This window comes from Leptospira stimsonii, assembly GCF_003545885.1.
In the GTDB taxonomy this organism is placed as follows: Bacteria; Spirochaetota; Leptospiria; order Leptospirales; family Leptospiraceae; genus Leptospira; species Leptospira stimsonii.
This window is the reverse complement of sequence record NZ_QHCT01000003.1, coordinates 380,137-400,684: the sequence shown is the minus strand read 5'-3', so window position 1 is coordinate 400,684 and position 20,548 is coordinate 380,137. Positions and strand designations below refer to the sequence as shown.

The 20,548-nt window shown below is 43.7% G+C and carries 19 protein-coding genes; 8 read left to right on the top strand and 11 right to left on the bottom strand.

Annotated elements, in window-relative coordinates; genetic code table 11:
- Nucleotides 1-144 precede the first annotated feature (144 nt).
- Nucleotides 145-1,008 carry a penicillin-binding transpeptidase domain-containing protein gene (locus DLM75_RS13275; protein ID WP_241547917.1) on the bottom strand — a complete coding sequence of 288 codons (864 nt, stop codon included), beginning with the start codon at nucleotides 1,006-1,008 and terminating at the stop codon, nucleotides 145-147.
- Nucleotides 1,009-1,023: 15 nt separating this feature from the next.
- Complete coding sequence (locus tag DLM75_RS13270) at nucleotides 1,024-1,542, bottom strand: hypothetical protein (RefSeq protein ID WP_118969178.1); 519 nt, start codon at nucleotides 1,540-1,542, stop codon at nucleotides 1,024-1,026.
- A 320-nt stretch (nucleotides 1,543-1,862) separates the two neighbouring features.
- On the opposite strand from DLM75_RS13270, the gene DLM75_RS13265 reads away from it, so the two are divergent.
- The 6 genes from DLM75_RS13265 (at nucleotide 1,863) to DLM75_RS13240 (ending at nucleotide 7,327) form a co-directional block, all read left to right on the top strand.
- Complete coding sequence (locus tag DLM75_RS13265) at nucleotides 1,863-3,014, top strand: site-specific DNA-methyltransferase (RefSeq protein WP_118968977.1); 1,152 nt, start codon at nucleotides 1,863-1,865, stop codon at nucleotides 3,012-3,014.
- A 323-nt stretch (nucleotides 3,015-3,337) separates the two neighbouring features.
- Complete coding sequence (flgG, locus tag DLM75_RS13260) at nucleotides 3,338-4,132, top strand: flagellar basal-body rod protein FlgG (RefSeq protein ID WP_100784264.1); 795 nt, start codon at nucleotides 3,338-3,340, stop codon at nucleotides 4,130-4,132.
- A gap of 18 nt (nucleotides 4,133-4,150) precedes the next feature.
- The gene (flgA, locus tag DLM75_RS13255; RefSeq protein WP_118968976.1) at nucleotides 4,151-5,044 is read left to right on the top strand and encodes a flagellar basal body P-ring formation chaperone FlgA; all 894 of its coding nucleotides are present in this window, start codon (nucleotides 4,151-4,153) and stop codon (nucleotides 5,042-5,044) included.
- Complete coding sequence (locus DLM75_RS13250; RefSeq protein WP_118968975.1) at nucleotides 5,041-5,763, top strand: flagellar basal body L-ring protein FlgH; 723 nt, start codon at nucleotides 5,041-5,043, stop codon at nucleotides 5,761-5,763. Before flgA ends, DLM75_RS13250 begins: the two co-directional genes overlap by 4 nt.
- Nucleotides 5,760-6,842 (top strand): flagellar basal body P-ring protein FlgI, encoded by a 1,083-nt coding sequence (locus DLM75_RS13245; protein ID WP_118968974.1) that lies wholly within the window; start codon nucleotides 5,760-5,762, stop codon nucleotides 6,840-6,842. Before DLM75_RS13250 ends, DLM75_RS13245 begins: the two co-directional genes overlap by 4 nt.
- Entirely contained in the window at nucleotides 6,839-7,327 is a 489-nt protein-coding gene (locus DLM75_RS13240; RefSeq protein ID WP_118968973.1) for a rod-binding protein, read from the top strand. Before DLM75_RS13245 ends, DLM75_RS13240 begins: the two co-directional genes overlap by 4 nt.
- Before the next feature lie 6 nt (nucleotides 7,328-7,333).
- Here the strand turns inward: DLM75_RS13240 and DLM75_RS13235 are convergent, their stop codons facing one another.
- The 8 genes from DLM75_RS13235 to groES all read right to left on the bottom strand — a co-directional run bounded on the left by DLM75_RS13235 (nucleotide 7,334) and on the right by groES (nucleotide 16,849).
- Nucleotides 7,334-9,583: a YhjD/YihY/BrkB family envelope integrity protein gene (locus tag DLM75_RS13235; RefSeq protein ID WP_118968972.1), complete on the bottom strand. Its 2,250-nt coding sequence runs from the start codon at nucleotides 9,581-9,583 to the stop codon at nucleotides 7,334-7,336.
- A 3-nt stretch (nucleotides 9,584-9,586) separates the two neighbouring features.
- Complete coding sequence (locus DLM75_RS13230) at nucleotides 9,587-10,474, bottom strand: class I SAM-dependent methyltransferase (protein ID WP_118968971.1); 888 nt, start codon at nucleotides 10,472-10,474, stop codon at nucleotides 9,587-9,589.
- Nucleotides 10,450-11,097, bottom strand: coding sequence for a class I SAM-dependent methyltransferase (locus tag DLM75_RS13225; protein WP_118968970.1), 648 nt, complete (start codon nucleotides 11,095-11,097; stop codon nucleotides 10,450-10,452). Before DLM75_RS13225 ends, DLM75_RS13230 begins: the two co-directional genes overlap by 25 nt.
- Entirely contained in the window at nucleotides 11,084-12,340 is a 1,257-nt protein-coding gene (locus tag DLM75_RS13220) for an ATP-grasp domain-containing protein (protein ID WP_118968969.1), read from the bottom strand. Before DLM75_RS13220 ends, DLM75_RS13225 begins: the two co-directional genes overlap by 14 nt.
- A gap of 558 nt (nucleotides 12,341-12,898) precedes the next feature.
- Nucleotides 12,899-13,396, bottom strand: a complete 498-nt coding sequence (locus tag DLM75_RS13205; protein WP_118968966.1) for a DUF1579 family protein — start codon at nucleotides 13,394-13,396, stop codon at nucleotides 12,899-12,901.
- A 732-nt stretch (nucleotides 13,397-14,128) separates the two neighbouring features.
- Nucleotides 14,129-14,803, bottom strand: a complete 675-nt coding sequence (locus DLM75_RS13200) for an SIMPL domain-containing protein (protein ID WP_118968965.1) — start codon at nucleotides 14,801-14,803, stop codon at nucleotides 14,129-14,131.
- 103 nt (nucleotides 14,804-14,906) lie between these two features.
- Nucleotides 14,907-16,544, bottom strand: a complete 1,638-nt coding sequence (gene groL, locus DLM75_RS13195; protein ID WP_118968964.1) for a chaperonin GroEL — start codon at nucleotides 16,542-16,544, stop codon at nucleotides 14,907-14,909.
- Nucleotides 16,545-16,558: 14 nt separating this feature from the next.
- Nucleotides 16,559-16,849: a co-chaperone GroES gene (groES, locus tag DLM75_RS13190; protein ID WP_069607700.1), complete on the bottom strand. Its 291-nt coding sequence runs from the start codon at nucleotides 16,847-16,849 to the stop codon at nucleotides 16,559-16,561.
- Between the two features lie 206 nt (nucleotides 16,850-17,055).
- On the opposite strand from groES, the gene DLM75_RS13185 reads away from it, so the two are divergent.
- Both DLM75_RS13185 and DLM75_RS13180 read left to right on the top strand, forming a co-directional pair.
- Entirely contained in the window at nucleotides 17,056-18,594 is a 1,539-nt protein-coding gene (locus DLM75_RS13185; protein WP_118968963.1) for a deoxyribodipyrimidine photolyase, read from the top strand.
- Between the two features lie 54 nt (nucleotides 18,595-18,648).
- On the top strand, nucleotides 18,649-18,993 hold the full coding sequence (locus DLM75_RS13180) for an Mpo1-like protein (RefSeq protein WP_118968962.1): 345 nt from the start codon (nucleotides 18,649-18,651) through the stop codon (nucleotides 18,991-18,993).
- Nucleotides 18,994-19,107: 114 nt separating this feature from the next.
- Here DLM75_RS13180 and DLM75_RS13175 read toward each other — a convergent pair whose 3' ends face one another.
- Entirely contained in the window at nucleotides 19,108-20,205 is a 1,098-nt protein-coding gene (locus tag DLM75_RS13175) for a hypothetical protein (protein WP_118968961.1), read from the bottom strand.
- Between the last annotated feature and the right edge of the window lie 343 nt (nucleotides 20,206-20,548).

The following is a 20,548-nucleotide window of genomic DNA, read 5'->3' as shown; positions in this document are numbered from 1 at the left end:
GACGTTTCTACTTTGATATTTTTCGCTTTTAAGATAAAAACCTTCAGAGAAAAAAGGGAAGGATTCGGACCGGAAACCGTGAAACTTTTTTGTCTTTTCAAGAGTGGATTTTTTCTCGAATCGACTTCGCTTAACAAATTCGATTTACGGAAGAGGGGAAAGCAGAAGTGATTCTTCTTGAAGAACCTTCGATGCGAGTTTGGCCGCTTCCAGAGGAGCCGCGGGTTGACCCGTCGTGCGAACCCGAGTGAATATCAACCACTGCGCGCCTTCTTTTTGGAAGAGGGCCCAGAACCAGGAGTTCGCTTCTTCTTGGTTATAGTAAAACGCGGAATCGGATTTGTATTCTTCGGTTCCGTTCCAGTTACCGGGAAGATCGTGATTGCCGCTCGCGTTGGAGACGGAACCGGATTCTCTTTTCAAAAGACCGAAGACTGTTTGTATCGTTTTTTTGCGAAAAGGCGGCTTCGATTCTTGCAAACGGATTAGATAATCCACAAATTCAACCGGGGATACGGTGTAAGAACCGTCCAACCAAAAGGAAGCCCTTGTCATCGGAACGGCGCTCGTAAAGTCGTTTCCTTTTTCAAGAAGCTGTTTGCCTTTTTCGGGGCCGATATCGTTCCAGAGTTTTGCAAAATACCAATGAACGGAATACTCAAGAGCCGATTTAAGATTCTGATCCTTTTGCCAACGGATATAAGGATGTCTCGTTTTATCCCAGAAAAAAAGAGATTGATCCTCTTTGAGATAGCCGCTTTCCAAAGCGTTTAACGCAAGAATCGTGTGAAAAAGAGAAGCGGGCGGGGATTTATAAGAACATTCTTCTTTTTGAAAGTAGATTTTACTTCTTGCGCTGAGGTTTACTAAGATCGCACAAGCCGATTTCCCGTCCCAGTTCAGATTCTTTTCCGAAAAAGGCATCGGCGGAAGAGATAAAACGGAAGGTTCGCTTTTACAAAAGAAAAGTACGAAGAAGATCCAAAAGAATGAGAATAGAGACTTCACTTAAAAAGGACTGAATCAGTTGAGAACGGAAATGCCAATCAAAATTAAGGAAACCGGGATATAAAAACAAAAGAAGTAGATTTTCCCGACCTTCTTCCAAGGTTTCTCCATCTTCGGCCTTAAGAGTTCGATGAGTTCTTCTTGGTTTGCGTTGTAGAGTTGGGAAGCGTCGTTCATTCCATAGAGACGTCCGGCTAAACGGAGAAAGGCTTTTTCTCGATGAGTTTTCAGATATTCCTGACTCGCCGAGACCAGGTCGGTATCGTTTGAGAAAAGATTCCGAAAGACCTTAGGAATTTCGTAGAACTTTCCTATAAGAAGACTTGAAAATCGGGTAAAAAGGCCTAAGTAGAAGAGGGAAGCGTATTGAACAGCTTCCATTTTTAATCCGAAGACGATGATAAAGCAGACCAAATAGGCGCCATACCCAAGGATCAGTCCTGCCCTTTCGAAAAAACGATTCCAGAAAACCTCTTTGTCGAATTCTAAATCGATCGCTTCCGGAGAGTAGTCGCTGGTTTTGTGTTCGGTCATTGGTAAATTAAGAAAAAGGAATATTCCCTCTCTTCTATCCATGCAAAATTCTACGCTCGAAATGACAAATCAATTCGAGCGGTTTTGGAAGGCAAAAAAGGGGAAAGAAGAATTCGTTTTCTTTCCAAGCGGTTCTTCTCTCGATGTTTTAGAAATTTTTGTTCCATCGCAATGGAGAAGAAAGAAACGGCAAAGGGAGACATAACGATCTCGAATTTTATCCGATATTTTTAAAGGCCGAATCTCAACTTTCATTCTTCTTTTTCTTCAGGGGGAAACTGGCAAGGAGACCGAAAATCTTTTCATACGAGGCCTCCTGGATGTCGACTGCACTCAAAAGAAAAGAAAGAAAAATTCAAACCGGAGAATTCTGGACTTCCCGCCAGAGACAATCCCATTCCATTCATTACAGCGTAAGTTATCGCGCCTCGTTTAAACCGGAACTTCCCGCGTTTTTCTTGGATAAATACCTTGCCGGAAGCAAGGGTGTCGTCTTGGATCCGTTTGGCGGAAGGGGAACCACATCGATTCAGGCAAATCTGGAAGGACATACCGCGATTCACAATGATATCAGTCCGATGTCTTTGTTTTTAGCGAAATCGAGACAGATCGTTCCTGCGATAGAGAGTATGGAAAAAATTCTCTCTCGTCTCGATCTCAAAAAGAAAACGAAAGAAGAAAAGGAAGACAAGGACCTGCTTGCATTCTATCACAGAGACACCTTGAACGAGATTAAAAATCTCAAGAGAATTCTTTCGCAAGACGCTTCTCCTGAGATTCAATACATCGGAGTCACGGCGCTCTCCCGTTTACACGGACACAGTGACGGATTCTTTTCCGTTTATAGCTTTCCCCAAATTTCCATACCTGCGAGCGCTCAAAAACGCAATAACGAAAAGAAAGGGATTCGTCCCGAATATAAGGAGATTAAGTCGAGAATCATGCAGAAAATGAAGAGAGACTTAAAAACTCCTCTTCCTCCGTTTTACCACGAATTCTCGGGAAGAAATCGTTATACGAATCATTCTTCTTTACATCTGGAATCTTTGGAAGATTCGGTTACGGATCTTGTCATAACGTCTCCACCTTTCCTCGATAAGGTGAACTATGAAGAGGACAATTGGCTTCGTTATTGGTTCTTAGAGATCGAACTTCCGGATCATAAAAAGCCGAGTATTTTTTCGACTCTTTCCGGTTGGACCGATTTTATACACGGAACCTTGGAAGAACTCTCCCGAGTACTAAGACCGCAGGGTGTTTGTGTAATGGAAGTCGGAGATATCAAAAAAGGAAGAACCGTTTTCAACCTGGATGAATACGTGATCCAAGCCGCGTCCGGCACCGGATTAGAATGGGAAACGACGTTTATCAATGATCAGAAGTTTACCAAACTCTCCAACTGTTGGAACGTTTCGAATAACGAAAAAGGTACGAACTCCAATCGTTGTGTCGTCTTTCGAAATTATAAATAGGGCGGAAGAATCCGTTTCTTTTCGTAAAGAACGTTTTGCGGACTTTGTAGGAGTTCCTACAACCGAACCGATAAGAATTTTGGTTGTTTGAAGTCATGTTTTGTGATAAAGGAAAATTTCCCAAGTTTTCCCGCGAGCCCGCCACCTCCACCCGATCAGGGTGGGGGCGCGCGTTTTTTACAAAAAGGCCGTGGGAGTTCCGACCGAGAGAACTTTCCTAATTTTCGACTTCTGTCTCTTTTTCTCTCTTTTTTAAGCGTTTCCCCTTCACCAATTTCGAAATTCTACCGAACTTGAATACAGAAGAGGGTTACCGGAATATGATGCGCTCACTCTGGACGGCGGCTACGGGCATGATTGCCCAGCAATTCCATATCGATACGATTTCAAACAACTTGGCGAACGTAAACACGACCGGTTTTAAAAAGAATCGCGCGGACTTTGAAGACTTAGTCTATCAACATCAGGTTTTGGCCGGAACGCCGGCGACTTCCGTAAGCGAGATTCCTACCGGCGTAAACGTCGGTCACGGGGTACGCGCGGCCGCGTCCCAAAAACTTTTCGAGATCGGTTCCTTTCAGGCGACCGGAAACAAACTGGACATGGCGATCACGGGCGAGATGGGATTTTTTAAAATCCAAATGCCGGACGGAAGTTTTGCGTTCTCTAGGGACGGGTCTTTTAAGATCGACTCGAACCAACAAGTGGTGACGTCTAACGGATATCTTTTGGAGCCGCCCCTTATCCTACCGGAAGGTGCGATCTTAAACACTCTCATGATCTCCGAACAAGGAGAAGTCACCGTAAAAGTTGGAGCCGACATTCGTCCCATCGTGATCGGCCAGGTCGAACTCTATCGTTTCGTAAACCCTGCCGGTCTAACTGCGATTGGAAAAAACTTATTTCAAGAAACGATGGCCTCGGGACCCGAAATTCCGGGCACTCCGGGGATGGAGGGATTCGGAAACGTCCTTCAGGGATTTCTCGAGATGAGTAACGTGAAAATCGTGGAAGAAATGGTGAACATGATCGTCGCGCAGAGAGCGTACGAATCGAATTCGAAAGCGATTCAGACCTCGGACAACATGCTCTCCACCGCAATCTCACTCAAGAGATAAGAATTTTATAAATTTCTTATGAAGCTTTTAGCGACTCTCCTCTTTCTTCCTTTCATTTTGAATCCTCTTTTGGGAAGGGGAGTGTCGGGAATCTATCTAAAAGGCCGGGCGGTCGTCGACGGGGACGAGGTCTTTCTTTCTTCGATCGCGAGAATTCCGGATGGTTTCGAAGACCGGGTGATTCTCAAAAATCTAAATAAACCTGTTTTTATTGGTTCCAAGGAAATTCTTAAAGTCTATCGGGATCTGGATCCGATTGTGACCGGAAAGGAAACCTTGGTTCTTCCTCTAAATCATACCCTGGAACCTTATGAAATCACGGAATCCCTTGCGAATGAAATCAAAAAGAAACATCCGGATGAGGAGTTTCGTCTAACGTTTTTGTCCGGTGAGACGAAGGTTCCGCAGGAAGGTGTGGAACTTCGCTGGGCCAATCTTTCTTCCCGACTACATCCGGGCCAAGTCATGGCCTCCTTGGAAATCTTCTTTCAGAATCAAAAAGTCCATACTTTGAGAATTCGATTTCAAGTGGAACAGAAGGTTCGTGTTCAAAAAGCCGTCCGCCCTTTGAATAAGGGAATTCGAATCACGGAGAATGACTTTAGGGAAGAGGAAATACTGACTCCGGAAGAAATATTAGATTCTCCTGGAAAAGAACTCTTGGGTTCGACGCTCTTGAAGGACATGAACGAAGGAGAAATCTTTCGTAAAAAACACGTTCGTAAAATCGCCGATGTGCAAAGGGGCGGAGAAATTCTTATGGTTTACCATAAGGGAAGTCTTGTTCTTAAAACGAAAGTGAAGGCGCTTAGCTCCGGTAATATCGGAGATGAGGTTCAGGTAACCACTCATTCCAGAGAAGGGCAAATGCGAGCGAAGGTAGTGGATAAGAATACGGTGGTCACGGAATGAAACAAGATTCTTTCAAAAAGAATATCTCCGCTCTTTTTTCAGGATTTCTCCGATTGGAAATAGGTTTCGTTTTTCTACTTCTTGCATTTTTTGTCGAAGACGATTCTCGTTTGCGCGCTCAGGATTCTTCTCTCTGGACCGATAAGAACCCGTATTCCGTTCGTCAAAATATCAAAGTCGGCTCTCCTCTTTATATTAGAATCACAAACGGTCTTCAAGCCGAGTTTGAACTTGAGTCGAATGCGGACGAAACTCTGACGCTCAAGGCGATGCCGGATAAAAAAATCATTCCTGATATGCCTTCGTATAACAACGATCGTACGATTACCCGTAAGAATAAGGGAAAGATCAAATCTGTCGGTAAGATCAAGGGAAATCTGACGGCTCTTGTGACGGCGGTCGATCCGAATACGGGTCTTCTTACAATTCAAGGGCAAAAGGTGAGCGTGATCAACGGAGAAGAAAACAGCCTGATTCTCGCGGGAACGGTTGCGCCCGAGTTCGTAGAAAAGGATTCTTCTCTGAATTCGGATAAGATCGCAAATCTTCAGGTCTCTTATAACGGGAGGATCAATCCGAAACAAGTGAATCCTCCGATCGCTCTTAAGACCGTGACAAATCCGGACGGATCCGTCACGATCAAGGCGGAACTTTCCGAAGAGGAAAAACAAAGGCTCATTCTGAACCAACTCAACCGTCTTCTCGGAGAATCACAGTGAGATTGAAATATTACGCTTTTATTTTATTCTTTTTTTATCCTATTATGGGTCTGTTCGCGACCGAACTTCGTTTGAAAGACATCGCAAAGATTGAAGGGGTTCGCGAAAATCAGATCACGGGATACGGAATCGTGGTGGGTCTTCCTGGAACGGGAGATAGCAAAACTCCGATGACTTCGGAAAGTATGAAAAATTACCTGAAGAATCTAGGAGTAGAGGCCAACCTAAAACCCGATCAAACAAGAAACATCGCCTCGGTTCTAATCACTGCGACGATTCCAACGTATGCTCGAAAAGGAGATAAGTTGAATGTAGTCGTTTCATCGATCGGGGACGCTAAGTCATTGGAAGGCGGGGTGCTTCTTCAATCTCCTTTGAAAACCGCCGGCGATAAAACTTTTGCGGTCGCATCCGGTGTGATCTCTTTCGGCGGACGACAGGAACAAGAACGCGGTAGTAGCGGCCGTGGAAATAAAAAAACCGTCGGTCTCATTCATGGGGGTGCGATCGTCGAACAAGAGTTAGATCAGAATTTTTACGCCTCTGAAAGAGTCCAAATTCAACTGGACAATCAGGATTTTACGACTCTAAACGCGGTGATTACGCAGATTCGTTCCATTCTTCCTGGGAAACACGGTATCGGTCCGGAATCCGTGGTTCCCGTTTCTCCCTCCGAAATCAATATCGTCCTCGGTAAAACGTTCGAAAACAAATCTGACCTTTTCTTAACTTTGTTAAGCGACATCGAAAACCTAACCGTCGAAACACAGGTCAAGCCGAGGGTCGTTATTAACGAAAGAACTGGCGTGATCGTGATGGGCGGTAACATTACCATTGAAGAAGTGGCGGTTTCGCGGTCCGGCTTGAATCTTTCCGTAACCGATAAAAATCGAAAACGGAATTGGTTAGGAAAAGAACAAGAACCCGTTAAAAGTTCCTTTCTTATTGAGGAATCCACAAGCGTCGGAGACGTCGTGGAAGCCTTGAATAAGGTTGGCGCGTCCACAAGAGATATCATCGCAATCTTAGAAGCTCTGAAAAAATCGGGCGCCTTACACGCCGAGCTGGAGATACAATGAAAATCGATTCTATCAACGATTATACGAACAAGTTGAATCTTCTGGAGAAATCCGAGGTTCGAAGTTTGATCAACGCGGAAAACGCGAGCAAAGGTAAACCGAACGTTTCTTTTCCCGATCAGTTACGCGAAGAATTTAACGAAAAACTCTCGGGTAAGATCAGTTCCTCGGAGATTCGCCTTCCACACAATATCAAAGAGGAAATTCAAGCGGATCCTTATCGTAAAAAACTCTACTCGGCTTCCGTCGAATTCGAATCCATCTTCGTTAAGATGATGTTGACCGAAATGAAAAAGACCGTCGAAAAATCCGGTCTGATCGACGGAGGACATGCGGAGGAGATTTTTGAGGATATGCTCTACGATGAATACGCGAAAAACCTTTCTTCCAATTCTTCTTTAGGTCTTGCAGAGCAGATCTACCAGTCGCTTTCTTCCAATCTCCCACCGGTATCCGTTTCAAAAAAGCTGGATCAGAAAGCCTAATCGACGTTAGCCGATTAGGTCGCTAAACTTGATCGTATCCAGGTCGTTCTGAAGTTTTTCCTCGGTCTTCTCCACTTTGGATCGAAGACTCGAAGGAAAAAGTTGGAGACTTTCGTCTCCGGTCAAAAGCGGTTCCGGGATCTTTCGATATACGTCGCCTACGCTCAAATCCGTGGACGCCGCGATCGGAACGTATTCGTTTTTTCTCGTTTCCGATAGGAAACCCAATTCGCATAACTTTTTGGTCAAGACCGGAATTTCCTCCTCTTTCAAACGTGAGACGAGAGCGATCTCGTGAGACGAGGAGGGGATCTTTTTTTCTCTTTGAATTTGATACGCGGATTTTAAGGTTAGGATCAACTTCCTGAATTCGTTGCTCGTGGACGAGTGCATCGTTTCCAAGGATTGAAGAGGAGCTAAATAGCGCTCCCTGAACTGTAATGATGCCGTGATCTCAGCTCCGAATAGAACAATGAGAGAAAGTGAATATACTCCCAACAAAAAGATGGGAACAGCGGCTAACGCCTTGTAGATGATCATCGTAGTTTCGCTAAAGGAGGAAAGATATATGTGGAATCCCCAAAGAAAAATCAAAAAAATCACACCTGTCACCGCCGCTCCCACAGCAGATGCTTTGAGCGGAACCCTGGTATTCGGAATCAAAGAATAAAGACTTAGGAAAAAAAGCCAGATTCCTGATAAAGGAAAAAGAATTCTTAAAAAGGAATAGATGGAAAAGACGCTGTCTCCACCGGTCACAAGGGTCGTTGCGAATTTTTGGTCCTTCGATTCGGTGATGCTGATCGTCCTATATTCTCCCACGTTCAACATCCGGATCTTTCCGTTTTCTTTTCTTTCCAAAAGAAGGTTTGCCCAGAGTTTTCCGTTCATCGGAGTATAGAATGGATTCCAATGATCTCCCTCATCAGTTGAGATGAGAATATGACCTAAGCTATCCATCGCAAAAAGTTCCATTTGATCCGATCCGGTAAAGGACCAGATACGAATGAAGTTATACCGTTTGTGGCTCGTTTCGATCCAGCTATTTCCTCCGTCTTTGGATCGATAGATGACACCTCTTTCGCCTGCTAAAAAGATGTCTCCGTTTTCGGTTCTGTGTATATCATGAAATGCTAAATGAGTCAACCGGTTCGGATAAAAAGTAAAACCTTTGTCGTTGCTCGTCCAGACCGTTCCCGATTCGTCGGCGATATACCCGTTTAGAGGATCCGGAAAGTAGACCTTAGATGCGTTCATTTTCAGTCTGTCTTTGAAAATCGGTTTAAAAGAGATCCCTTCCGGAATGTAGTGAAGAACTTCACCGTTTTTGAATACAATAAAAATATTATTCACGTCAACGATTTCGATGTCTTTGAGTTCGACTCCTTCCAAAGAAGTCAAGGTCCAAACCGAAGATTCGATCGGTTTTATCAAAAGCGTTCCTTTTTGGGAAAGAACATAGATAAGACCGTCCCGAATTCTAATCTTGATAAAATCCGAATTTCCGATGTCCGGTTTTTTACAAAAGTCGAGCCTTCCCCCGAGATTATCCAAACATCTCATATTTTCAAAATCGATTTCGTCTTCTCGGATGGAATAATCTATTTTAAGATTCGCATCCATTCGAAATAGGGTGCCATTCTCACCGCTCACCCAGATTTTTCCGGACGGATCCCTTTCCATCGAAAAGTAGTGTGGGGGTCGGAAGAAGTCGATGGTCTTTTCGGCGACACCTTCTCCGATTACAAAAAGAAGAGGTCCGATTGCTAAGACAAAAAAGTAAAACACCAATTTTTGAAAAAGGGAACGATTCGAGTTAATTTTCCAAATCCCGTTGAACGCGTTCTCTAAGGAACGTAACACAGCGGTCGCCGAAAAAACAAGAATTACAAATCCGATCGCTCCGATCTGAGAAGCAGTATCGATCAAATCGCCTATCGTTTCAAGATACGTGTTGATATCCACGGTGATATTGCTTTGCAGAATAAAAGTGTTGATCGTATCGAAAATTTCCTCCTTTCTATTTTCCAAACCGGAAGTGATCGTGATGAGGGAAAGGGCGACGGTCAACATAGGAATGAGGGAGACGATCGTAGTATAGGAAATTCCGGATGCTTGCATGAGACAATCGTCTTTGATAAAACGATATGCGGAACCGACGATCACTCGGAGAAAGAGTACGAAGTAACGTAAGAATCCGCGATTCGGAATCTTATCGGAGTCGGTGAGCCAACCCGGTTTTAAAATATGTAACATCGTTCATTCTACCTTGAAGCTATAGAGTACCATCGAAGAAGTCGATGGTCTGCCTTTCTTTTTGAATTTGCTTTTCCAGTGATAGATTCCGATTCGAATCCATTTCCAATAGTCGATCCAAGAACGGAAACTACCTCTGGATTTGAGTAACTTAGCCCGGAGAGGAAAATCGACTCCGGGATACGTGATATGATTCTTAAAACCCGATTGATCAAGAATTTTTTTGAGATTCGATTCGGAATAATAGTAAAAATGCCCCGGAAGATAGTAGTGATAACTCGGTCCCGCTTCGATCGCTTGCCATCCTTCGAAGTTCGCGGTTTGTAATAACAAAAGACCTCCCGGTTTCAAAATTCGATTTAGTTTTTCGAATACACGGGAAGGCTCGGAAAGATGTTCGATCACTTCGACAAGAGTGATTACGTCGAAGAAATTTTCAGGAAGATCAGCGTCTAAGAATTCTCCAGTAAATATTCTAAAACCTCTGGATTTTGCTACCTCCGCGGAATAAGGAGAAATTTCGACCCCGGTAACTCCGTAACCGGCTTCCTTCGCGCAATTTAAAAATCCTCCGAAAGAACAACCGATATCCAAAAATTCTCCGGATGGTCTGAATTTTCGGATGTTCTTGATTCTCGCCTTCCAGACGTATCGATCGAATCGTTCGGTCTCTCTTTCGTCTCTGTAGGAAAAATCTGCGTTTCCCTTATAATAGTCTTCCGTATATAATTCGGTAGGTTTCGGTCTGGGGTATTGAGTTTGTAAGCCGCAGGAAGTGCAAAGGAATATCGGTATATTATAATGATTGAATGTAGAATCGTAAAGGAATTTCCATCGATTCGTTTTACAGCATGGACAGGTTTCGTTTAGAGTTTGGCCAGGAAAATCCAATGACAAATCCTTTCTTCCAGTTTTCCGAGAGGAGTTCTTTCCGTATATCCGAAGTCGATCTGAGAAAAACCGCTGAGGTCTTGTTTCAATTCTTCCAATGTATAAAATCGAGAATAGGCTCCTTTTAGATCCGCAGTTTGGATCGTCGTCCCTTTTGCCTGAAGATGAGTGTCTCCAACCGCACGAACCGAACCTGCAAGAAATCCGCCCGGTTTTAGTATTCTTTTTTTCTCATCTAAGATTTGTTTTGCGAGTTCCGCCGTGTTGTAATGAAGAACTCCCCAACTTACGATCACGTCAAAGAAGGAATTTTCAAACGAATAGGGCGGGTTACCTGTTACGGAGGCCTTCACGAAAGGATATTCATTCGTGATCGTTTGGATCGCATTCTCCGTATAATCCGTTGCGAAGACTTGGTAACCGAATTCGTTTAACAAATTGGAATGTCTTCCTGAGCCCGCTCCGAAATCCAAAGCATTTTTTTTAGCGGAGGATTCTTTCGAGTTTGTTTCGATTTTGGAAAGCATTCTTACCAGATTCTCGTCCGGATAACCGAGCCTGGATTTACTTCGAGTGTAGTGGTTATTCCAAGCCGACTGTGAAGTTGGTTCAGACGGATTCAAACTTGCCTTCCAACCTTTCTTGCACGGAAGACTTCCATTCTTCCAGGCTTTGATCGTTTTGATCGGGTCCCAACAAGGCCACACTTCGTGTACGGGCCGAATTTCCCTCGTTCGTTTTTAAGATTTCACCGGGTTCTTTCCATTTCAGATCGAAGATCAGTTTTTCTTTCCCTTTCGGTTGGAAGGAAGAGTGTTCCACAAGCTTGGATTTTCCCTCCGGAGGTGCGCTGAAAAAAACGCCTGCGTATTTTTTGGAGATTTGCGAATACTCCTCGAACGGTTTGATTTCTTCGCCGACTAAGAGGCGGACCAGATTGTCGAAGTATTGAGATCCGAAATAGTTTGGTATGAGATAGTCCGCTAAGAATTCTCCTCCGACTTCGGGGACCGCTTCGATTAGAAAAATTTCTCCGAGCGGATTGATCCGAAATTCCGCAACAAAAGGACAATTGTTCATCTTTGTCGCAGTTACGAGAGCCCTACAGTTGAGAAGAATTTCTCCCACGAGTTCGGGATGAGAGAAGGGAAGTGTATGAGCAATTTCTAAATAAGGAGCAAAGGTCGTGACGTCTTTGTGCGAGATGGAGGCAGGAAAAAATTCTCCATTTTGGACGAGCCCGCAGACGGTGATTTCAAATCCCGGGATATATTCTTCTGCGATCCAATCTTCCTTTTCCGAAACGTGGGCGCCCGCTTTTTTTCTTGCCGTCGTTTTGGGACGAGGAAGTTTTTTCTTGGACTTGAGATGTTGTTCCCATTCTTCCGAATCGAAAAAGGTGTGAATTCCTTCCTTACTATTTCCACGAGAGGGTTTTAATACGAAAGGAAATCGAGTTTTGTTTATACCGGAATGGAGATCCAAACTTTCCGGCACTAGGATTCCCACCCTTTGTGCGGCTTCTTTGAGAAGATTCTTATCCGAACATATTTCTACCGCTGAAAGAGGAGCATAACGTAGCTTCATCTTATCGGCGATATACGAAGTCGTGTAGGTCGCCTTTCCATAGGAACGGGTTCCGACTCCTATGATTTTTCCCTGAAGAGGAAGTTCGGAAGCGGTCTTAAGAATTTTACGATATTCTGTTACGGATTCTAAGATACGAAGTGAAGCGAGGCCGAGACCGGGAGCTCGATCGTTTTGATCCACGGCGATTACCGTGTATCCCAAGTTGAGAGCGGAAGTGATGAGGGGTACTTGGTTGATACCGGCTCCTATGGAAAGAAAATACCCCTTCTGTTTCATTTCCCTTCGTATTTCTTTGTATCCCCTAAGAAAGTCAAAGGATTTTTAAGAGTAAAGCCTGAGATTGGTGAATCGATCCGGAGCTTTTTTGGGGATAGGGAGAAACGTGCTCCTTGTCTTTTCGGAATTTTCTTTCTGAAGAGCGGGGTCTTCTTTCCTGGTAGAGGCTCAGATTGGAGAGGAGAGCGTACATTGCCGATTGATTTGGAATTCCGTCCGCTTCGATTGTCAAAGAGATTCCGGGAACCGACCTTTCGACTCTAACCCGAAACGATTTCGGGGAGGATGGTGTTCGATCGTTTGAATGTTTTCCGTTGTTGCAGATTCGAAATCGCGATCAGGCACTTGGATCTTACGAACTCCGTTCTCGCGTATTCGAACAAAGATTTTTGGAACGATCTTACACTGAGTTCAACGTCTTCTCTTTTTCCTATTCTTCGATCGAAATGGGAAAAAAATTATTTCTCCGGAATTGCGAGAGCTGGGATCAGCTTTCTCCTTTTATATCCTCGAGTATAAGGAATCGTCTACTCGAGAATGGATGCGTCCGTTTTTTGATCATCTGACTCTTTCGTAGAGAATTCGAACTCCTCCGGCTTTTTCGCCTTCCGGTGTTAGGTTCTGAGAAAAGATGATCAGTTTATTTTCTCCGTCCTTTTCGAGATGGGTCTTCCATCCCCACTGTCTTTCCGGAGTTTCTCCTCCGTAATGGCCTTTGAAAGAAAAATCCGTGGCACCGGATTCTCCTTGAGAAAAGAGGATTCCGCTTCCCATTCCAAAACTTTCGATCCAAGCGGACTCGTATCGTTTGCGATCGATATGGTAGCCGTAGATCGCAATTCCCTCCAGAGGTTCTCCTGCGTAACTTCCCTTGTATTCATGGAAGAGAAACCTTCCGCCTAATACGAGTTTTATGTTTCCTGCGATTGGGGATTCGTCCGCGATCTTTCCTTCTTCGAAAATCATATGTGCTACACCTTTCCAATCACCTACGAAGGATTCGAATTCTTTGTGAATTCCTTCCCGTTTTGAAATTTCAAACTTTTCTTTGCCCATGGCGGAACAGTAGGTAAGAATACAAGAGGGAAATCAAGAAGATTTAGGTCAAAAAATCCGGGTCGTTTTTCGTGTGAGTTCCTACTTTTCAAGATTCTCTCGAAAGAATTTGATTTCGTAAGAGTTCCTACTTTTCAAGATTCTCTCGAAAGAATTTGATTTCGTAAGAGTTCCTACTTTTCAAGATTCTCTCGGAAGACTTTGATTTCGTGTGAGTTCCTACTTTTCAAGTTTCTCTCGAAAGACTTTGATTTCGTGTGAGTTCCTACTTTTCAAGTTTCTCTCGAAAGACTTTGATTTCGCGTGAGTTCCTACTTTTCCAGTTTCTCTCGAAAGAATTTGATTTCGTGTGAGTTCCTACTTTTCCAGTTTCTCTCGAAAGAATTTGATTTCGTGTGAGTTCCTACTTTTCCAGTTTCTCTCGAAAGAATTTGATTTCGTGTGAGTTCCTACTTTTCCAGTTTCTCTCGAAAGAATTTGATTTCGTGTGAGTTCCTACTTTTCCAGTTTCTCTCGAAAGAATTTGATTTCGTGTGAGTTCCTACTTTTCCAGTTTCTCTCGAAAGAATTTGATTTCGTGTGAGTTCCTACTTTTCCAGTTTCTCTCGGAAGACTTTGATTTCGTGTGAGTTCCTACTTTTCAAGATTCTCTCGGAAGAATTTGATTTCGTGTGAGTTCCCACTTTTCAAGTTTCTCTCGAAAGAATTTGATTTCGTAAGAGTTCCCACTTTTTATTGAATTTCGAATTCCACGCTGACCCTTGCCTGGATCTTTCTTTCTCCGACGGAAATAGGGGAGGAGTCACTTTCTCTTCCTTTCATCTGAAAGACGACTTGCTGGTTGATGTTGGAATCGGATTCTATAATTTTGATTGGAACCACGTTCGTCTTTCCGATCGAAGTCGCAAGAACGATGGCTTTGTTTTTGGCGTCTTCATAGGCCGCGACAAGGGCATCCTTTTCTTGTTTCTGCGTGTTGTCCGCTTTGAATTCGATTCCGCTCACTTGATTCACTCCGAGTCTTTGAATCTCCAACAGTAAATCCTTATATACTTTCAAATTTCTGAGTTTGAGAAGAATCCCGGAGGAGGCCAGATACGGTCTCTGTTTCCCTTCCTCCAGATATTGTCTTTGCAACGTATAATCGGTGCTGTGGATGTCTTTTGCGGAAATCTTAAATTCTTTGGAAAGAGATTGGATTACGTTCGCGACTCTTTGTAAATTTTTCTCTTGCGCGGTTTTCGGATTGGCGTCCTCAACATCGACGGAAAAAGAGATTTGAATGTAGTCGGTCTCTACGACCGCAGTACCGCTACCCGAAACAGTAACCGTTTGTTTCGATTCCGAATAAATCCCGATCATAGGAAGCGCGAATAACGTAAGAAGAATGAATAAACGTTGAATCATGTTTCGGATTCTTTTTACGCATTCTTCCTTGAAAACAAAAAAAAGGCGGAAGAGAAAATCTCGACCGCCTTTTTTGCGAAAACAAAAGAAAGGAAAGAATGAATTACATCATTCCGCCCATTCCTCCCATACCGCCGCCCATTCCCGCCATCGGGTTAGGACCGTCTTTTTCAGGTTTATCGGTGATCGTAACTTCAGTAGTTAAGATCATAGAACCGATGGAAGCCGCGTTTTGGAGAGCGGAACGAACCACTTTCGCAGGGTCAACGACTCCGGCTACAAGAAGATCTTCCCAAACCATAGTCAGCGCGTTGAAACCTTCGTTTCCTTTTTTGCTCTTCGCGTGTTCAACGATAACGGATCCTTCCAGACCTGCGTTGTTCGTGATCATACGAATCGGTTCTTCCAAAGCTCTGTAGATGATTTTCGCACCCGTAGCTTCGTCGCCTTCTAATTTCAGAGCGGCAACCGCTTCCTGAGCTTTCAGAAGAGTCAATCCACCACCGGGAACGATTCCTTCTTCCACAGCGGCGCGAGTAGCGGAAAGAGCGTCTTCTACACGAGCTTTTTTCTCTTTCATTTCTACTTCGGTCGCGGCGCCCACGTGAATCACGGCAACACCACCCGCGAGTTTAGCGAGTCTTTCTTGGAGTTTTTCTCTATCGTATTCAGAAGTAGTATCTTCGATCTGTTTTTTGATCTGACCGATTCTTCCTTGAATATCTTTTGTCTGGCCTTTGCCTTCGATGATCGTAGTGTTTTCTTTGTCTACGACCACTTTGTTCGCACGGCCGAGCATTTGAAGAGTGGCGTTTTCGAGTTTCATTCCGAGGTCTTCGGAGATCACTTGTCCGCCGGTGAGAATCGCGATGTCTTCCAACATGGATTTTCTTCTGTCACCGAAACCGGGAGCTTTCACCGCAACGCAAGAAATGGTTTTTCTGAGAGTGTTTACTACGATCGTAGCGAGCGCTTCTCCTTCCACTTCTTCTGAAATGATCACTAAAGGTTTTCCAGCTTGTGCTACTTTTTCCAAAACGTGAATCAGATCTTTCATAGAAGAGATCTTTTTGTCGTAGATGAGGATGAACGGATCGTTCAGAGTTGCGATCATCGATTCAGGATCGGTCACCATATAAGGTGAAATGTATCCTCTGTCGAATTGCATTCCTTCTACCACGTCGAGAGTGGTTTCGATGGATTTTGCTTCTTCCACAGTGATGACTCCGTCTTTACCGACTTTGTCCATCGCGTCTGCGATCAGATTTCCGATCGCGCTGTCGTTGTTTGCAGAAATGGTGGCAACGTTCGCGATGTCTTTTTTGTTTTCGATCTTAACGGCTCTTTTTTGAATGCTTTCCACTGCCGCTGTTACCGCTTTATCAATCCCTCTTTTCAGAGACATCGGGTTTGCACCCGCAGTCACGTTTTTCAAACCTTCGTTGATGATGGATTGAGCAAGAATGGTTGCAGTGGTGGTTCCGTCTCCGGCGACGTCATTTGTCTTCGTGGAAACTTCTTTTACCATCTGCGCGCCCATGTTTTCCAGAGCGTCTTCGAGTTCGATTTCTTTCGCAACGGTCACACCGTCTTTTGTGATGGTGGGAGCTCCGAATTTTTTATCGATCACTACGTTACGACCCTTAGGCCCGAGAGTAACTTTCACCGCGTTTGCGAGTTTGTTCACGCCTTCGAGGAGCTTACGTCTTGCTGTTTCGTTGTATTCTATTTCTTTAGCCATGATTCACTCCTAAATTATTTCTTAACAACGGCGAGAATATCGCTCTCACGAATGATGAGGTATTCTTTGCCTTCGGATTTGATTTCAGTTCCGGAATATTTCCCGTAAAGAACGGTATCGCCTACTTTTACTTCAAGAGGGATGAGTTTTCCGTCTTCGTATTTGCCGCTTCCGACCTCTACGACTTTCCCTTCTTGCGGTTTTTCTTTTGCCGTATCAGGAACGAAAATGCTACCGATCTTTTCCTCGGCTTCCTGTCTTGGTTCTACGAGGACTCTGTCACCCAGAGGTTTAATCGATGCCATAGACTAACTCCTTAAAAATATGATTAGCACTATACTAGGAAGAGTGCTGACTTAGATTTCCAATTAAAAAATTTGACTCCCGATCGTCAAGCACTTTCTGCCCGAGAGTGCTAATTTCGGAGACGGAAAAGGGAAAGAAACGCGTAGAATTTCATTAAACGCCAAACGGAGAACGTCTAAAGAAGAATCCCTTTTCAAGGAGAATCATGTTTCCAAAAGAAAATCTCATTCGAGTCAGAGACCTGAATCAAAAACCGGTCCGGGAAGAAGGGAGGTACATACTCTACTGGATGTCGATGGCGAGACGACTTGCATGGAACCATTCTCTGGATTATGCGATTCATCTTTCAAAAAAATACAAAAAAGAACTGCTGATCTACGAACCCTTGAAGATGAATTATCCTTGGAGTTCTCCTCGGATTCAGCGCTTTCTGATCGAAGGAATGACGGACAACGCGAGGGAGGCTAAGAGATTAGGCCTAACGTATCGCGCCTTTGTCGAAACAAAAGAAAATCCGATCGGGGATGCGTTTCGAAAGCTCGTGGAAAAAGCCGTCCTTGTGATTACGGACGATTATCCCGCTTATATCATTCCGGAAATATTCTCACACGTTTCTTCCCGAATCGGAACGAAGTTGCTCGCGGTCGATTCCAATTCTATCATTCCACTTTCCTCGTATGGAGAATTTGCCTCCGCCGCGAGAATTCTCCGTCCTCGGGTTCACAGGTTATTTCCGGAAGCCTGGAATTTCCGCTCTTCCAAAAAACCGGAGAAACCGTATTTAGAAAAAGAAAATTCCTGGTTGGAGAAGAATCCGGATTCTCCCCTAAAGACAGTTCGTTGGTTTGATCCGGAAGAAAATTCTGATTTTAGAATATTCGAAAAAATTGATTTTTTTTGTCCGGAGGTATTACCCGTAAAAGGAAAAATCGGGGGAAGGGCGGAGGGCATCAAACTTCTCAAACGATTCTTAAAGAATGGATTGTCCGGATACGCCGAAAAAAGAAGTCAGCCCAAAAAACCGGAAGAATCGAATTCTTCTCTTTTATCTCCGTATCTGCACTTCGGTCATATCTCACAAGAGGAAGTCGTGAGCGCCGTTTTGGATTGGAATTTGGAAACGCCTTGGAATCCGGGGATCATCATTCCCGAAAATAAAAACAAAAGGGAAGGATACTTTCATCCGGATGAAAATGTAAATTCGTTTTTGGACGAACTCATTACTTGGAGGGACGTCGGCTTTTTGATGTTCTGGAAGGAGCCGTCGTTTCGAAAAGATCTCTCCATTCTTCCGGATTGGATTCAGAAGAATCTGGATTTTCATAAAAAGGACAAACGTCCTTTTCTATATTCGAAAGAAGAATTGGAGAAGGCAAAGACACATGACGTGATTTGGAACGCGGCTCAGAAAGAACTCGTTTTATCCGGAACAATGCACAACTATCTTCGTATGCTCTGGGGAAAAAAAGTGATCGAATGGACGCCCGACTATAAAACCGCGTTTACGATTCTCGAAGACTTGAACAACAAATACGCGTATGACGGAAGGGATCCGAATTCTTATACCGGGATTCTTTGGTGTTTTGGTCTGTTTGATCGGCCTTGGTTTCCGGAGAGAAACGTTTTCGGTAACATCCGTTATATGTCATCGGATTCGACCGCGAAGAAGTTCAAACTCCAATCGTATTTCGATTACGTGGATTCTTTGGAAGGAATTTCTACGGAGTTGTTTTCGTCCAAATGACTTGCATTTTAGAACCGGAACGGATAGAATCGTTGAAAAAGAGGATGAACTACGATGACTACAGAAGCCGCACCAAAGACGTATGATACGTTTAAAGAATTTTGGCCCTTTTATTTAGGGGAACATTCCCATCCGCTCAACCGAACGTTTCACTTTATCGGAACTTCCATTGCTCTCGGTTGGATTTTAACTGCGATCATCAACTTAAATCCGTATTACATTTTCGCCGCGCTTTTTTCCGGTTACTTCTTTGCTTGGATCGGACATTTTTTTATCGAGAAGAATCGGCCCGCTACCTTTACGTATCCGTTCAAATCGTTTCTGGGAGATTGGCTGATGTATTTCTACATTCTCACTGGACAGATCGGAAAAGAACTCGAGAAGATCGGGAAGAAGTAAACTTTTTTATAAATTCTTAAACCTTTCTATTTTCATTTAAGGCTGAACAACGGGCCGGTCTAATTTTAACGGCCGGCCCGTTTTTTAAATCGTAGTAAGAAAGATTTTTTATTCTTATTTAGATTTATCGATCACTTCCACAGATAAACCCATCGGAATCGAATTTGAATCTTCTGCGAATGTAATTTTTGCCGCGGATAGATCTGTCTTCACGGGATCAAAATCGATCGCTTTCGAAAGATCGAATTTAACCCGGATAGCAAGATCCTCCGGCTTTATTCCAGAACCGTCTCTTGAAATCAGGGGAAGATCTGCGGGGATAAAAGCCAAACTTTGAAAGCCTCTTCCATAGTGAACGGTTTTTTCGTGTTTGAATATACTTTCTACGATATTCCTTTCAGCTACCGTTACTGCTCGCGAATATTCCAAATCGTATGTGCCCGCTTCAAAGTTTTCGTTTGTTTTTTTCACGTAGAGAACCGTTCCAATGAGTTCTCTTCTAGTCAACATGATCACGCCGATTATCCCAGATCGCAAATCGCAAATGTCGCAAAGTTTTAAGCCCGCATCGGGTGACTTTTGAAACGGAACCATCTCCAAAGAGGAATAATCCGGATATTTGTAAAGATAGTCTTTGGTTTCAGATTGGCCAGAAACGGTGAGATTGTAGAATTTATCGTCGAGGATTAAGCCAGTTCTATATAAGTTCAACTCTAGAAGATCGACTTTGAATGCCGAAGTCTCGTTGAGATAGTCTTGAAACTTACCATTAATAAACTTAGCGTCGGAATTATTCATCCAAGAATCGATATCCACGACTTCGTTGGTTTTTATCAGATTATCGTTCCCACCGTACGGACCGGCGAACGACTGCGCTAAAATCATCGTCGTAGTCCAATCCAGTATCGTTCCAGGTTTTACGGGTACGGTAGAATACAATTCTTTTCCCTTCTGCGGTACATAGGTATGGGCGTAAATTTTAAGTTGTCCGAAATAGATTGCCTTCAATCGATTTTCTTCCACATTTTCGTTGATCTTGGAGTTAGCAGAACCCGAGCTTTCACCGGAAAACTGCACGGATATTCCTTTGGGAACGCTAAATAGGGAAAGAAGCGCGAGAATCTCATCATTCTTATGATCTTTCGATTTCGAGCAGGCGAGAAATGTGAAAAGGATCAAAAGCGAAATAGCCGATTGGGAAATGATTTTCATTGGTTACCTCCGATTCAGGTTGCCTCTTAGGTAACGTAACTTTCTGGCGGATTGTGCCATAAAGTTTACAGAAGACGAACTTTTTTTAAAAGAGGTAAATTTCGACCGGAAGCTCCTTTTTGATGCAATGGGGAGTAGCGACCTACGCCAGCTTTCGAAAAGAATGAGAACTCAATCAAAACCATTTCAACTTGGTCTTTCTCATAAATAAAGGGATCTACGACTCACTGTAATTTTTCTCTGAATGAGATTTCCAAGGCTCTTTAAGAAGGCTTTCCATTCTTGTACACTCCATTCTCTAATGAGGATTCTTTTCTTAAGAATGGATTTATCCAGTGCCTTT